At 69.1% G+C, this 14,201-nt stretch carries 14 protein-coding genes and 2 pseudogenes; 14 read left to right on the top strand and 2 right to left on the bottom strand.

Annotation, left to right across the window (positions count from 1 at the left end; genetic code table 11):
- Window positions 1-280 precede the first annotated feature (280 nt).
- From FCI23_RS30010 to FCI23_RS30045, 8 genes are all read left to right on the top strand, one after another.
- Window positions 281-1,129, top strand: a complete 849-nt coding sequence (locus FCI23_RS30010) for a transketolase (RefSeq protein WP_211265517.1) — start codon at window positions 281-283, stop codon at window positions 1,127-1,129.
- Window positions 1,122-2,126, top strand: a complete 1,005-nt coding sequence (locus tag FCI23_RS30015) for a transketolase family protein (RefSeq protein ID WP_136727080.1) — start codon at window positions 1,122-1,124, stop codon at window positions 2,124-2,126. The genes FCI23_RS30010 and FCI23_RS30015 overlap by 8 nt, the downstream gene beginning before the upstream one ends.
- Before the next feature lie 54 nt (window positions 2,127-2,180).
- A complete protein-coding gene (locus FCI23_RS30020) occupies window positions 2,181-3,473 on the top strand; it encodes a M24 family metallopeptidase (protein WP_136727081.1) in 1,293 nt (430 codons plus the stop codon).
- An 85-nt stretch (window positions 3,474-3,558) separates the two neighbouring features.
- On the top strand, window positions 3,559-4,497 hold the full coding sequence (locus FCI23_RS30025) for an NAD(P)-dependent oxidoreductase (protein ID WP_136727082.1): 939 nt from the start codon (window positions 3,559-3,561) through the stop codon (window positions 4,495-4,497).
- Window positions 4,485-5,390 (top strand): cupin domain-containing protein, encoded by a 906-nt coding sequence (locus tag FCI23_RS30030; RefSeq protein WP_136727083.1) that lies wholly within the window; start codon window positions 4,485-4,487, stop codon window positions 5,388-5,390. Before FCI23_RS30025 ends, FCI23_RS30030 begins: the two co-directional genes overlap by 13 nt.
- A 15-nt stretch (window positions 5,391-5,405) precedes the next feature.
- On the top strand, window positions 5,406-5,735 hold the full coding sequence (locus FCI23_RS30035; protein ID WP_136727084.1) for a Dabb family protein: 330 nt from the start codon (window positions 5,406-5,408) through the stop codon (window positions 5,733-5,735).
- Window positions 5,732-6,460, top strand: a complete 729-nt coding sequence (locus FCI23_RS30040; RefSeq protein WP_136727085.1) for an enoyl-CoA hydratase/isomerase family protein — start codon at window positions 5,732-5,734, stop codon at window positions 6,458-6,460. Before FCI23_RS30035 ends, FCI23_RS30040 begins: the two co-directional genes overlap by 4 nt.
- 97 nt (window positions 6,461-6,557) lie before the next feature.
- Complete coding sequence (locus FCI23_RS30045) at window positions 6,558-7,340, top strand: FadR/GntR family transcriptional regulator (protein ID WP_136727086.1); 783 nt, start codon at window positions 6,558-6,560, stop codon at window positions 7,338-7,340.
- 264 nt (window positions 7,341-7,604) lie between these two features.
- On the opposite strand, the pseudogene FCI23_RS30050 reads toward FCI23_RS30045, so the two are convergent.
- Together FCI23_RS30050 and FCI23_RS30055 are read right to left on the bottom strand one after the other, a co-directional pair.
- Window positions 7,605-8,723, bottom strand: a pseudogene (locus FCI23_RS30050) (chitinase); the annotation flags it as partial.
- A gap of 306 nt (window positions 8,724-9,029) precedes the next feature.
- Complete coding sequence (locus FCI23_RS30055) at window positions 9,030-10,712, bottom strand: lectin (protein ID WP_136727088.1); 1,683 nt, start codon at window positions 10,710-10,712, stop codon at window positions 9,030-9,032.
- Between the two features lie 510 nt (window positions 10,713-11,222).
- Between FCI23_RS30055 and FCI23_RS56775 the strand changes: the two genes are divergently transcribed.
- The 6 genes and pseudogenes from FCI23_RS56775 to FCI23_RS30080 all read left to right on the top strand — a co-directional run bounded on the left by FCI23_RS56775 (window position 11,223) and on the right by FCI23_RS30080 (window position 13,971).
- On the top strand, window positions 11,223-11,372 hold the full coding sequence (locus FCI23_RS56775) for a hypothetical protein (protein ID WP_169316993.1): 150 nt from the start codon (window positions 11,223-11,225) through the stop codon (window positions 11,370-11,372).
- Between the two features lie 45 nt (window positions 11,373-11,417).
- Window positions 11,418-11,612, top strand: a pseudogene (locus tag FCI23_RS30060) (SDR family oxidoreductase); the annotation flags it as partial.
- A 304-nt stretch (window positions 11,613-11,916) separates the two neighbouring features.
- Window positions 11,917-12,300, top strand: coding sequence for a Tat pathway signal sequence domain protein (locus FCI23_RS30065; RefSeq protein WP_136727089.1), 384 nt, complete (start codon window positions 11,917-11,919; stop codon window positions 12,298-12,300).
- A gap of 45 nt (window positions 12,301-12,345) precedes the next feature.
- A complete protein-coding gene (locus tag FCI23_RS30070; RefSeq protein WP_136727090.1) occupies window positions 12,346-13,017 on the top strand; it encodes a class F sortase in 672 nt (223 codons plus the stop codon).
- The gene (locus FCI23_RS30075) at window positions 13,014-13,505 is read left to right on the top strand and encodes an RNA polymerase sigma factor (RefSeq protein WP_136727091.1); all 492 of its coding nucleotides are present in this window, start codon (window positions 13,014-13,016) and stop codon (window positions 13,503-13,505) included. The genes FCI23_RS30070 and FCI23_RS30075 overlap by 4 nt, the downstream gene beginning before the upstream one ends.
- Entirely contained in the window at window positions 13,489-13,971 is a 483-nt protein-coding gene (locus FCI23_RS30080; protein WP_136727092.1) for a hypothetical protein, read from the top strand. Before FCI23_RS30075 ends, FCI23_RS30080 begins: the two co-directional genes overlap by 17 nt.
- Window positions 13,972-14,201 lie beyond the last annotated feature (230 nt).

Raw genomic sequence — 14,201 nt, forward strand, 5'->3', positions numbered from 1 at the left:
CCTCGGGGCGAAGGCCTCCGACCGGTGTTAAAGCACCCGTCGGGGGCCGCTTTGCGTTTGCGGGCCCGTAGACCCGTAGGTCCGCGGGCGATCAATCACCCTCCGTGAGAGACCGGCGGGGTGCCCTCATTGGCGCACGGGTGCCTCTTCGTGGTGGGGCCGCCGCCGCGCCGGTCCGCGACTTCCGGCTGCGCGGGGTTGACACATCGGTGAATTGGTCCCCACGATAGTGGCATAGCCAATTGACCAATTAGCCAATTCGCAACCACTTGGAGGTCTGGTGGGCAGCCCCAGGCGTTTCTCGGACGCTTCGACCTACTGGGTCGTCGACGACATTCCGCAGTTGGCGACCAGGATCCGGCTCCGGGCGGTGCAGATGATCGCGCCGCAGGGGTTTGGTTACCTCGGGCAGGCGCTGTCCTCGGCGGAGCAGGTGGCGGCCGTGTTCGGCCTCGCACGGCCGGGGCTGGACCGGCTCGTCTGCTCGCCCGGGCACTACATCATCGGGCCCTTCGCGGCGGCGGTCGAGCTCGGCCTCCTTGAGGAGTCCGCGCTCGGCCGTTACGGCCAGGACGGTTCGGACATCGAGGCGATCGGTACCGAGAGCTCTCCGGTGGTCGACTACACGTGCGGCTCGCTGGGACAAGGGCTGTCGGCGGCGATAGGCCTGGCGCTGGGTGACCGTCTCAACGGCAGCCAGGCGCGGACCTATGCGCTCCTCAGCGACGGAGAACTACAGGAGGGGCAGGTGTGGGAGGCGGCCCTGTTCGGCGCGCACCACCGGCTCGACGCGGTCACCGTGCTCCTCGACGCGAACAACTCGCAGGTCGACGGCCCTGTCGACACCATCACCACACTCGACCCCATCGCCGCCAAGTGGCAGTCCTTCGGCTGGCATGTGCTGGAGGTGGACGGGCATGACGCCGGCGCGGTCTGTGCCGCGCTCACCGGGGCGGCGGCCGTGCGTGACCGGCCGAGCGTCATCGTCTGCCGTACCTCCACCGTGCACGGGCTGGACTGCCTGCCCGCCGATGCGGACGGCCACTTCATCAAGCTGCCCCCCGATCTGGCCGAGGCGGCGCTCGCCGAGCTGAACGACCGACTGAAGCCGGAGTCCCCCCATGTTTGAACCCCCGTTCCGGACCGTCCTCAAGCCCTACGGGCGCGCACTGGTCGAACTGGCTGCGAAGCGTCCGGAGATCCTGTGCCTGTCCGGCGATCTCACCCGGCAGTGTGAGGTGGACCTGTTCCAGGAGACGTTCCCGGAGCGCTTCATCCACGCCGGCATGGCCGAGGCCAACATGATGTCCATGGCGGGAGCGCTCGCTCGGCAGGGCTTCATGCCGTTCGTGCACACCTTCGGCGTCTTCGCCACGAGGCGCCCTTTCGACCAGGTCGCCAACGCCATCGCCTATCCGGGCCTGCCCGTGCGCATCATCGGCTTCATGCCGGGAGTCTCCACCCCGGGCGGGCCGAGCCACCAGGCGATCGAAGATGTCGCCCTGATGCGTGCGCTGCCCCATATGACCGTCGTCGACGTCGCGGACTCCCAGCAGATCAGCCGGGTCGTGCCGGCGATCGCCGACCATCCGGGTCCGGTGTACCTCCGGCTGAAGCGAGGAGAGAACCCCACGATCTTCGAGGCGGACGACGACTTCTCCCTGGACTCCGTCCAGCATCTCAGCACCGGGGGCGAGGTCGTGCTCGTCAGCAGCGGCATGATGCTCCCGGCCACCCTGCAGGCGGCGACCGCTCTGGGTGAGGCGGGTGTGCACACGGGGATCGTCAATGTGCCGGTGATCAAGCCGCTGGACCGTGCGGGCATCCTCCGCGCCGTGCGCGGGGCGAGGGCCGTGGTGACGGTGGAGAACCACAGCGTCATCGGCGGCCTCGGCTCGGCCGTCGCCGAAGTCCTGGCGGAGGAAGGACTCGGCGTACGGCTGCGCAGGATCGGCATCCCCGACACCTTCGCCGAGGGATCGAAGACCGCGCCCTATCTCTTCCGGAAGTACGGCCTGACCACGCAGCACATCACCGACGCCGCATGGTCGGCGCTCGGACGCGACGGCACCGCGCCGCGTGCGCGGACCTACGAAACCGAAGAGGGCGAGTACGCGCCCGTCTGAGCCGAAACACGACCGGGCCCCGGACACCAACCCCCTTTGAGAGGAGAACCTGCCATGCCCGCAGACAGCATCGCTTCCCCCGGCGCCGTACTCGGTGTCGACTGGGAGGAACGGGTCAATTTCGAACGGCTGCGTACCGAAAGGCTCGAACGGGCCCACGCCGCGCTCGAGTCGTCGGACCTCGGAGCCCTGGTCCTGTTCGACATGAACAACATCCGCTACACGACCGCGACCCACATCGGCAACTGGGCGCGGGACAAACTCTTCCGCTGTGTCCTGCTCATGCGCGGCCACGACCCGATCCTGTGGGACATCGGATCCGCGGCACGCCAGCACAAGGCGCACGCGACCTGGCTGCCGAAGGACAACTGGCGAGCGGGTCTGTCCAGCTGGCGCGGCTCCATCCCCGAGGACGTCGGAGTCGAGGCGGGCAACGCCAAACGCATCGCCGACCTGCTGCGCGAAAACGGCCTCGCCGGCGATCCGGTCGGCATCGACGTCGTGGAGATCCCCGTACTGCGCGCGCTGGAGGCCGAGGGGCTCCGGATCGTCAACGGGCAGGAGCTGATGCAGCAGGCCCGCAGGATCAAGACCGTCGACGAGATCGCCCTGCTCGACCACTCGGCCGGCATGGTCGATGCCGCCTACGACGAGCTGTACAGGTTCCTGACCGTCGGCACCCGCGAGAACGACGCAGTCGCGCTCGTCAACCGCGTGCTGTACGAGAGGGGCTCGGAGGAGGTGGAGGCGGTCAACGCTATTTCCGGCGAGCGCTGCAGCCCTCACCCGCATGTCTTCAGCGACCGCGCGACCCGCCCCGGCGACACCGCCTACTTCGACATCATCCACTCCTTCAACGGCTACCGGACCTGCTACTACCGCACCCTCAACGTCGGCAGCTCCAACGCCCAGCAGCGCGACGCCTACAAGCGGGCCCGGGAGGCCATCGACGCCGCGATCGCGGAAGTACGCCCAGGGGCGACCAGCGCGGATGTCGCGCGCGCCCTGCCCAGCGCGGCCGACCTCGGATACGCGAGCGAGGAGGAGGCATTCGGCCTCCAGTACTGCCACGGTGTCGGTCTGTCGGTGTGGGAACAGCCGCTGATCAGCCGCTACCACTCGCTGGAACACCCCGTGCCGATCGAGGAGGGCATGGTCTTCGCACTGGAGACCTACTGGCCCACCAAGGACGGCTCCTCCGCCGCACGCATCGAGGAGGAGGTGGTCGTAACCGCGGGCGGGCCCCGCATCATCACCAGGTTCCCGGCCGACCAGCTGTACGTGGCCGGCACCCGCTACTGGACCGGCGTCAGCCTCCCAGGGACCCCCGGCGACAGCCAGGTCTAGCCACCGCGCCCACACGCCAGGTCACACCACACCACACACCCGCACCGCCACACCGTGGCACCCCATACAAAGGAGAGTGAGCGCCATGGACAAAGCGACTCACCACCCCCGCATCGCATTCGTGGGCCTCGGCCGGCTGGGCGGTCCCCTGGCCGCCAACCTGGCCGAGGCGGGCTTCCACGTCACCGGCTACGACCAGGATCCGGTCGCCACCGGCCGGCTGGGTACCGAACGGATCAGGGGGGCCGACTCGGTCGCCGCCGCGATCGATGACGCACAGCTGGTCATGACGTGCGTGAGGAGCGCGGCCGACCTCGACAAGGTGCTCTCGGCGCCCGGCGTGACCGAGGCCCTGGCGGGCGTGGAGGCGCTGCTCGACTTCAGCACGATCTCGCCCGCGGATTCCGCCGAGTGCGCCGAGCGGCTCGAGCGGCACGGCATCGCGTTCCTTCGGGTCGCCGTGAGCGGAAGCGCGCAGGCCGCGGCCGCACGGCAGGTGAGTTTCATCTGCTCGGGCCCCAAGGACACCTACGAACGCCACACCGCCCTGCTGGAGGCCACCGGCCGCAGCCACACCTGGGTCGGTACGCGGGACGAGGCCCGCGCGGTCAAGATCGCCATCAATATGCTGGTGGGAGTCGGCATGGCCTCCCTCATCGAGTCGGTGGCGCTGGCCGAGCGCCTGGGCATCGGACGGCAGCAGTTCCTCGATGTCGTCGCCGGCAGCGCGGTCGGCTCCCCCTTCTTCGCGGCCAAGACACCCGCCCTGGTCGCACACGACTACACACCGGCCGCGAGCCTGGCACTGATGAAGAAGGACCTCGATCTGGCGATGGCGGCCTCCGCGGAGGCCGGTGTGACACTGCCGGTCACACAGGTCGCGCTCGACCTGTACGACGTCTGCGCCGAACGGGGCTGGGCAGAGCGGGACCTCGCCTGTCTCGACGAGCTCTACTCCGTATCCGAAAACCCGCCGTCCGGCGGGGCGGCACCGACACCACAGGAGGAAACATGCCGGCCGTAGTCAGGCAGGACTGGGACCGGGCAGAGGTCCCCTGGCCGTTCGTCTCCCGCTCGGACGCATTCGACCGGCTGGCACTCCTCGGTCCCGAAACCGGAACCGTGCACACCGAACTCGGCATCGGCCGCCTCGGGCCCGGCGGCACGATCGACCTGCACGTGCACTCCTACGAGCAGGCCATCTACGTCCTGGAGGGCGAAGTCGCCGTCCAGATCAACGACAGGGCGTATCTCCTGACGCCGGGAGACTATGCGTTCTTCCCTCTCGGTTCCGTGCACGGCTTCGGTAACTCCTCTTCCTCCTCGGCGCGCTGGATGGAGGTGGGAAGCCCCGTGGCACTGCGCAAGGAAGCGGGCCGGAAGGACACCTTCTTCCCGCGGGACCCCACGCGGCTGCTGCACCGGGCCGCGCCACCGGACCTGGCGGACCCCACGCTGGTGCTGGTGGGCCACTACGAGGGAACGGAACCGGACCACGTCAGCCGGGCGACCTCCTCCGACCCGCGCAAACGTTCCTCGGCGGGCATGGACACGGCAGTCATGGCCTACAGCGGCATCGCCGTGAAGATGCTCATCGACGAACACCGCGGAGCCGGCCTGCTGAACATGTTCATGGTCGACTACGAGGTCAACGGCGCCGCCCAGGTGCATGACCATCCCTTCGAGGAGGCCTACTTCTTCCTGGAGGGCGAGACCGACTTCGAGCTGGACGGCACCACTCACCACCTGCGGCCGGGCGATGTCGCCTGGGCCGGTGTGGGGGAGACCCACGCGTGCTTCAACGCCGAAGGCGGCCGAGTGCGCTGGATCGAGACACAGTCGCCGCTCCCCCCGGTGCGGCACTCCTACCGCTGGCCCGCCGACTGGGACCGTTACGAGCACGACAACTGCGGCTGAGAGAGGAAGAGACCTGTGTTGGAGCACTACGTCGTATTCCAGGCCCGTCCGGGCCGGGAGAGGGATCTGGACAGTGCCCTGCGAGCGTTCGCATCAAGCATCGCGGACACCTTGCCGTGCCTGGCCGAGTTCAGCTGGGGCGAGAACATCAACCCCTCGGGCCGGCAGCACGGCTACACGCACGGCTGCCACGCCCGGCTGACCACCGCGGCCGCCCTGCAGGAGGAGTACTGGGTCCACCCCGCGCACCAGCTCCTTCTCGGACAGCTGGACGACCTGTGCGAGGACCGCTTCGCCCTCGACTACGTCACCGGCGACGAGGCCGAAGGGGAGGTCCCCCGGTGACCGGGCCGCCCACCGCCGAACCGTCGCCGGTCCTCGTGCGCCACGAGCAACGTACGGCCGTGGTGGAACTGGCCAGGCCACCGGCGAACATGATCGACGAGACGCTGGCCCTGCGGCTGCGCAGCTGCCTGGAGGAACTGGACGCCTCCAGCGACACCGACGCCATCGTGCTCACCGGGGCAGGCGAGGTGTTCTGCGGAGGCGCCGACGCCGCCGCGGTGCGGTCCTCGGGCCGGGCGGAGGAGTTCGCCGAGGCGATCACCGGGCTCTTCGCGTTCTTCCCCGCCTCCACGACCCCGCTGCTGGCCGCGGTCAACGGGGACGCGCTGGCCGGCGGATTCGGCCTGGTCTGCAGCTGCGACATCGTGATCGTCGCGGACGGTGCCCGCCTCGGCACGAATGAGGCCAAGCTCGGCGGCTGGCCGGCGCTGGCGATGCTCCCGGCGCTGCGGCGCGTCCCGGAGAAAGCGGCGATCAGGAACGTGCTGACCGGTGAGCCGTTCACCACACCCGAAGCGCTCGCGCTGGGCATCGTCGACGAAGTGGTCGCCTCGGCCGACCTCCTCGCACGGACCCGCCAGTGGGCGGACGCGGTGACCGTGTCGGGCCGAGCCGTCGCCACCGGGCGTCCGCAGTTCTACCGGGCGCGGCAGCAGACCTATTCGCAGGCGCTCGCCGAGGCCAGGGGCGCCCTCGCCCGCGCGTTCTCGCCCTCGCAGCCGTGACGGCACGCGAACAGTGAACAGTAGGATCTCCACCAGAGGCTGCAGGGACGACGCAACCGACTTCCGGACACGACGATCGAGACCAAAGGGAGCGCGCGTGGCGAGGAACGGCGAGAAGGGCGCCGCGGCCCCGGACCGGCCGGTCGACATGAGCTCCATGGGAAAAGTGCTGGTCAAGCGGCTCTCCGACGAGGTGGCCGAAAAGATCAGGACGTTCATCGTCGAGAACGGACTCGTGGAAGGCACCCGGCTGCCCTCCGAGCGTGCCCTCGCCGAGCAGTTCGGCGCCAGCAGACCGACCGTGAGCCAGGCGCTGCGGTCGCTGTCGCTCATGGGCCTGGTGGAGATCCGGCGTGGCTCCGGCGCGTACGTCATCCGCCAGCCGGACATCAACATGAAGGCGTCGGTCAGCCTGATGCTCGAACTCGACGCCGGCGGCGTCTCGAGCCTGGCCGATCTTCGCTTCTGGCTGGAGACCCTGGGCGTCCGTGAGTCGGTGGCCGCCGCCGCCCCTGAGCAGCTGCGGCTCGCGCGCGCCGCCCTGGACCGGCTGCGCGCGAGCATGGGGGAGACCTCGACCTGGATCGCCGCCGACACGATCTTCCACTCCACCGTCGTCGGCACGGCGCGCAACCCGTATCTGACCGCCATGTACGAAAGCGTGCACACCGCGGTCATCTCCTACGAGTACCGGCCCTGGGTGGACAACGACGAGGTACCCCGGTGGCTGCGCCCCGAGGAGGCCGAAGAACAGTTCGCGTTGCACGAGCCGATCGTCGCGGCGCTCGAGGCCGGCGACGCCGAAGCGGCGGTGCTCGCCGTCCGGCACCACCACGAGGTGATGCTCAACCACTTGCGTGGCCGATCTCCGTCAACGTGACGCCGCCGCCCACCGGCGCGGCACGGTGACCACTCGGCCGCACCGGCCGGCGTCAGCTCAACAGTGGTCCGGGCTCACGGCGACGCCGCCCGGCATGGCGGCCCAAACCCGGGCCGAAGCAAGCCGCGAAGGCGGCGCCCCTCGCAGGGTGCACCGCCTTCGGGTTACCGTTTTCGGGTTACCGGGCCAAGGCCCGTGCCGGCTCGGCATTCACCGCACCGTTCACCGGCGCACCGCTCACATGCGCCGGCCCCGGGCCGCCCGTTCCGCCGAGGTGGAGCTCGGTGAGGCCAGGGCGGGGATGCTGTCGGCCTTGGTCCTGCTGCCGCTGGTGAACGGCTCGAAGGCGTGGCTGAAGTACCAGGCCGACTGCGGGACGCCGGAGCAGGAGCCGGCACCGGCGGTGCCGGGGCAGCCGCCGTTGTCGCGCTCGAGTGCCCAGAAGGAGAGGGTGTTGATTCCCTTCGAGACGGCCCAGTTCTCCACCGTGACCGCGTCCGCCGTGGTGAACGTCTCCTCGGGTCCGTAGTCGTCGATCCCGGGCATCTCGGTGACGCCGATCATGCCCCACAGTCGCGCGGATCGCCTCGAGGGGTAGAGCGCGGCCAGTTGGTCGTGCAGACCGGCCGCGGCTGTCTTGGTGTCGGCGGCCATGTCGTGGGTGGCGCCGTCCCAGTAGTCGAACGTCATGATGTTGACGACGTCGACGCGGGCGCCGTTCGAGACGGCGTTCTGCAGCAGGGCCACGCCACTGGGCGCGAGTCCGGTCGCGAAGGAGGGCAGGGTGTAAGAGAACTGCACGCTGCGGCCGGTGTGGCGGGCCCAGCGCTCGACCTGCGCGACCGCCTTGTTACGGCGGTCGATCCCGGCGGTGTTCTTGATCGAGTCGCCCTCGATGTCGAGGTCGATGCGGGTCACGCCGTACGTCGTGACCAGGCTTTCGTACACCGAGGCGATGGAGTCGACGCTTGTGCAGCTGTCGGCGAGCTCAGTCCCGTTGCCGTCTGCCAAGCCACCGCCGAAGGACGGGATGACATTGCCGCCGCGCTTCTGGATCGTCGCGATGTCACTGCCGAAGACCGACTCGGACACCGGCTGGGTGGTGTTCCCGTTCCAGTACGCCGTACACGACCCGGGCGAGGCCGTCTGGAGGAACGCCATCGTCAGGTACTTGTTGCCCGACTGAGCGGCGAGTGAGGCCGGGCTCTCGCCGGTCCACGTCTCGAAGTACGGCGCCGCCACGTGGGCCGGCATGGGGGCCGAACCGGCCGGCCCGGCCGCAGCGGCATGCGCGGCGCCTCCGCCGATCACAACCAGTCCGGCGGAAACGGCAGCGGTGGTCATACCGGCCAGCAGCGCACGAACGGGTCTGGATCGTCTCATCAAGGCTCCCACGGAGTAAAAGAACAGGCAGGACGGGACAGAAATGAGCGCAGAGGCGGTGCGAAATCCGTCCGACCCCCCGTGGCCACCCCAACTCTGGGAATTCTCCGGACCTGTCGGACGGACTGCGACCTATCATTGGTCTAGTCCAATGGTGTGTCAAGAGTCTTTGCCATGAGCTGGGGACAACAAGGTCCTTGACAGGCGACGGCCCCGCTCGTCAGCCGATGCCGGCCTCCGTAGCCGGGGATTGGTGCGCCGTGCCGGTGGGGTGCGCCGCCCGGGCTCCCCACCGGCACGGACGCGTCACGCGGTGATGAGGGTGAACTGCTCCCAGGTGCCGATCGCCGTGCGGCTGGCGATGAGCGGCGAGGCACCGGCGTTGTCGGCCGTGACGTACTGCTTGTTGGCCAGGGCGAGCAGGCTGACGGTGCCGTTGGAGTTGTGGATGAGCTGGAACGACTCCCAGGTGCCGACCGCCGTGCGGTTGGCGATCAGCGGCGAGGTGCCCGTGTTGTCGGCGCAGACGTACAGGCTGTTGGCGTGGGCACGCAGTGCGATGTTGCCGCTGCCCGCGTCGACCATGTCGAACTGCTCCCAGGTGCCGATCGCTGTGCGGTTGGCGATGAGCGGTGAGGTGCCGGTGTTGTCGGCCGTGACGTACTCGTTGTTGGCCAGGGCGAGCAGGCTGATCACCGTGCCGGTACTGGCCGATCCGGCGACGGGCGGGGTGGGCCGGGTGGCGGTGAGCGCTATCTGGCCCTTGAGCATCTTGCCGCCGTCGCCGGTCAGCCGAAGGTAGTAGTCCGACGAGCAGGCCGTGCCGTCCTCGTCCAGCGCCAACAGGCCGGAACCGGCCGGGACCATCGACGCGTTCTCCGCGGTCTTGGCGATCTGGTTGCCCTCGCCGTACTCGTCGAACATCGAGATGTAGATGCCTTGCGCCCCGGCTCGGACCATGTTGTAGAACTGCCGCCACATGAAGTCGCCGTGCGTGCGCTGCCGCGCCGATACGTCCCCGGGCAGCACGCATGGCTGGTAGTCGATGCCGTTCGCGTTGCAGTACGCCTGGTCGGGCACGTTATAGGTGTTGTAGACGTTGTCGGAGTCGGCCGCGGTGCCGATCGCGCCGACCATCCACGGCGAGATCATGTTCATCGCCCCGTAGACGCCGTCGAATCCGGTACGCGAGCCGCTGCCGCCGACGTGCCATTCGCGCGGCACCCCGCCGATGACGTAACAGCCCTGCCCCTTGAACCAGTTGATGACGTCGAGGCAGGCCGCCGCGGAGAAGTTGTGGTTGCTGTCGTTGAAGCCGAAGCCCCAGATGCACACGACCGGCTTGCCGTTCTGGCGCGCGTACGCCGAGGAGGCCGTGTGCGCGGACATCTTGTTCGTCCAGTCGGTCTTGATCTCGGACTGCATGTTCGTCCAGCCCGATACGTCGTACATGACGTAGAATTTCACGCCCTTGGACTCCGCGGAATTGCGCACCTTCTGCGCCATCGCGTCGCGGGTCGGGCCCTCGCTGCTGTTGGGGTTGAAGCGCTGGAGGGCGGCGGCGTCGCAGCCGTACTGCTTCATCCACGCGAAGTGGGTGTCGACGCTCTGCTGGTCGTAGGAGGAGAAGAGGGTGGCGGCCCCGCCGCCGTTGAAGTTCGAGTACGCGGTCTGGTACGTCTTGCTGTACTCGCGCATGTCCGGCCACGCCTTGATGGCGTTGTTGGACGGCGACGGCGACTGGCTCCAGTTCTGGCTCCAGTGCCACCAGCCGTTGATCGGGGCACCGTCGCCCGCGCAGGCGAACCACCCCTGGTAGCCGACGCTGATCTTGCCGACCACATCGCCGGCCGCGCTGGCGGCGGGGGACGCGGCGGAGGTCGCGGTGGCGGCGGCGGCGGTTCCGGACCCGACGCCGAGCGCGGCCAGACCGGCGGCGGCCGACCCGCCGGCGACCGTAGTGATGAATGTGCGGCGTGAGACTCCCATGGATGACTCCGATGTTCAACGGCGCGTTCAGCAGCTGAACTCAGTGCCCCGCGGCAGGACATGCCGAAGCCGTCATGACTCGCCGGTGAATTCCGCTCCATTTGCGCATGCTTGTGGTGGGGGGAGGTGCGGGTCCAGTCCATGACACGCACCGCGCTGAGCACTTCCGCATAGGCGGTTTCAGGTAACGCGTGGATTCAACTCCTGAACCAAACGTCTCGTCAAGAGTCTTGCTGGCACCGACAATTGATCCCTTTAACGCCGGTTCACACTGGTGAATGGAGGGTGCAGTCCTCCAGTCCGGGCCGAAAAGATCGGAGGACCTATTTGACAACTTGTTCGAACGGTGGTCACCGTGACGGGATCCCTCCCGGGGCGGGTGCGTCATGCTCGCGAAAAGTGCTCTCCCGAGCCGTCGTGGGGTCATCCGGGACGGAGGACGGGACCCCTCCGCTCGGAAAGCGAACAATGTCGTATTATAAAATTCTATCGTCGATCTGCGCCCTCTCCATGGCGGTTATCAGCACCCAGGCCGGCTCGTCGAACCCCCTGGCCGATGGGCTGGTGTTGCTACTGGGATTGGCCCTCCACGCGTTCCTGGCCCTGGACATGACCCGCAAGGCCCGGGAGAAGAAGAATCCGGATGGTAGGCATCGCTGACGGTGTGACGGTGTCCTCGACCGCATCCCCGGCGCTGCTCGGTACGCACCGCTGACCGAGATGGTGCGCGCGTGGAACGACGAGTCGCCTGGCATCGTCGAGCGGCTCAACGCACAGACCCCGCTGCGCCGCTCCGCCGACCCCGACGAGATCGCCCAGGCCGCCGCCTGGCTCCTCAGCGACCGCTCCTCCTACGTCACCGGCACGGTCCTCCGGGTCGACGGAGGCGCGCGGGCCTGACCCGGGGATGCGGCCGCGTCGGCTGACCGCGAGGCGACATGGCCGCGCGGGCCTGCTTGATGTTCACGCTGCAAGAACCCGCGTGGCCATCGCCGCGTCACGGCCCTGACCGGTCACGGACGCCCGGTGCTCGCGGGGGATCGGGATCACGGTGTCGGGACTCGCCTCGCCTCGCTCTGTCGGCGAAGATTCTGAAGTTTGCCATTCCTTTACAACCTGTCCCTGGGCTGTCTCGTCTCTTCGCACGTCCACAACGGAGCCCGTCGTCATCCGTGGCGGCGGGCCGGTGAGAGAGAAGCCGTTCATGCGCAAAAACCCCTTGCTCCCCTTCGCCTTGGCCTGCGCCGCGCTTGTGCTCGGCGCGGGGCCCGCGCTCGCGGCCAGCTCTACGCCGACGCCGCAGCCCACCAAGGCCAGCCCGTCCACAGCCCAGGCGACTGCGCCTCCGTCTGCGGCTCAGTCGGCAAAGCCGACCGGCCAGGCGACTGCGGCTCCGTCTGCGGCTCCGGCAACAACGTCGCCCGGCCAGGTCCAGAGTGTGCCCCAGGGCGCGCCGGACACCGGGGTTCCGCTCAGGGCCAGTGGGAACAGTGACACGGTTGTCACCAGTTCGCTGGCGGCCGGTGCCGTGCTCCTCGGCGGTGTCGGTGTGGTCGTCATGCGCCGCAGGTCCAAGGTCCGGGGCTGACTCTTGCCAGGAACCGAGGGCGCTGCGCGTGTCCATGGGCGGCTGATGGCGGTGCTGCTGGCCGTGCTGGTCGCCGCGCCGCTGCTGGCCGGGTGCGGCTCCGGGACCGGCTCCACGGCCGGTTCCGGTTCCGGGACCGCGAGCGGTTCCGGGACCGCGACCGGTTCCGGGGCCGGGGCCGCGCGTGGGACGGCGGCGTCCGGGGCGCCGGCGACCGGCGGCACGGCCGCGCCGCGCCCGCTCGCGCGGTCCGTGCCGGTGCGGCTGGAGATCCCGGGAATCGGGGTCGATACGCCCGTCATCCGGCTGGGGCTGGCGAAGGACGGCAGCGTGCAGGTGCCGCCGATCGAGAAGAACGCTCCGGCGGGCTGGTACCAGGGGTCGCCGACACCCGGCCAGATCGGCCCCTCGGTGATCCTGGCCCATGTGACCGTCGGTCAGTACGGGGACGGGGTCTTCCTGCACCTGAGCCGCCTGAAGAAGGGGGACCACATCCTGGCGCGGCTGCAGGACGGGGCATCGGCCGATTTCACCGTGGACAGGGTGCAGACGGTTGCCAAGTCCAGCTTCCCCACCGACGCGGTGTACGGGAACGTCAGCCACCCGGCCCTGCGGCTGATCACCTGCGGTGGCCCCCGTATCGGCGGCGGAGGCGGCTACCGTGACAATGTCGTGGTGTACGCATCCCTCACCACCGCACACGAGGCGGCCCGTTGAGCCGAGCGAAGGAGGCGGCGGCGTCCGAACTGTTCGCCGGCCTCTATCCCCGTCTGGCGGGCTGGTGCCGTCGTCTGGTCGACGACGACGGCACCGCCCACGAGATCGCCTCCGAGGCCTTCACCCGCCTGTGGGCCCGCTGGACCAAGGTGGCCGAACCGCGCGGATTCCTCTACGTCACAGCGGCCAACCTCGTCCGCGACCACTGGCGGAAACTGGAACGCGAGCGGCGGGCCATGAGCCGCGCCACCACAGAGGCAGTCGTGCGGGACCAGGGCGAGCCCGCCGGCGACTCCATGCGGTTACTGGTGCAATCGCTCCCCGAGCGGCTGCGCACGCCCGTACTGCTCCACTACTACGCGGACCTGCCGGTCCGGGAGGTCTCGGCGTTGATGGGACGGAACGAGAACACAGTGAAGGCCGATCTCCACGCGGCTCGGGAGATGCTGCGCGCCAGACTGGGAGGAGACCTTGATCGGACGCGTTGAGGGCCCCGGCAACCCGGAGGAGACCGACGACGAGCTGCTGGTGGCGCTGCGGCGGCACGACGACGAGATCCTGCTGGCACCGCCCGGCTCGTTCGAGCGCATCCGCCGTGGCGCGGCCAGGCGGCGGCGGGTGCGGGCGGCCGTCGCCGGCGGGCTGGCGGCCGCGGCGGCGGCGGTGGCCGTGGTGCTGCCGATGTACCTGGAGGGGACTGCGGCGACCACTGTCCCGGCGCCCCCGCTCGTGCCACCGGCCGCCAGCGGCGCCCCTTCGCGCCCGGCGCCGAGTGCCACGAGGCTTAGCGCGGCCCCGAAGCCGAACTCGGCATCGCCATCCTCGCAGACCAAGGGCTACCCGACCCCGCGCTCGTCGGTACCCACATTCAATGTCACTAAAGCTCCTACAGCCGCCCAAACGGCACTGCCCGTCCCCAACGGTATGACTCCGACAGCGACTCCTTCGCCCTGAACACCAGCGGCAAGTCAGCCGTCCGCCTCGCGGCACCGGGCGAGTCCGGCATCCGCGCCCGGATGCGCTCGTCGTACATCAACGCTCCTCGGGCGACACCGTATTCAGCACGATGCTCGACGGCGGTTCACCCGGGCAGCTGAAGGGTGAAGACCGTCTCGGTTCCGGGGGTACTGGTTACGCAGCATCATCTGCCGGAACCGACTGGTGGACCTTGCACTTTGTTAGGA

The sequence above is a fragment of the Actinacidiphila oryziradicis genome (genome assembly GCF_005047355.1).
Classification (GTDB): Bacteria; Actinomycetota; Actinomycetes; order Streptomycetales; family Streptomycetaceae; genus Actinacidiphila; species Actinacidiphila oryziradicis.

Coding starts and splice junctions, on each gene's coding strand:
- FCI23_RS30015 (WP_136727080.1), top strand. CDS start 1,122: ATGTTTGAACCCCCGTTCCGGACCGTCCTCAAGCCCTACGGGCGCGCA.
- FCI23_RS30020 (WP_136727081.1), top strand. CDS start 2,181: ATGCCCGCAGACAGCATCGCTTCCCCCGGCGCCGTACTCGGTGTCGAC.
- FCI23_RS30025 (WP_136727082.1), top strand. CDS start 3,559: ATGGACAAAGCGACTCACCACCCCCGCATCGCATTCGTGGGCCTCGGC.
- FCI23_RS30030 (WP_136727083.1), top strand. CDS start 4,485: ATGCCGGCCGTAGTCAGGCAGGACTGGGACCGGGCAGAGGTCCCCTGG.
- FCI23_RS30055 (WP_136727088.1), bottom strand. CDS start 10,712: ATGGGAGTCTCACGCCGCACATTCATCACTACGGTCGCCGGCGGGTCG.
- FCI23_RS56775 (WP_169316993.1), top strand. CDS start 11,223: ATGGCGGTTATCAGCACCCAGGCCGGCTCGTCGAACCCCCTGGCCGAT.
- FCI23_RS30065 (WP_136727089.1), top strand. CDS start 11,917: ATGCGCAAAAACCCCTTGCTCCCCTTCGCCTTGGCCTGCGCCGCGCTT.
- FCI23_RS30070 (WP_136727090.1), top strand. CDS start 12,346: ATGGCGGTGCTGCTGGCCGTGCTGGTCGCCGCGCCGCTGCTGGCCGGG.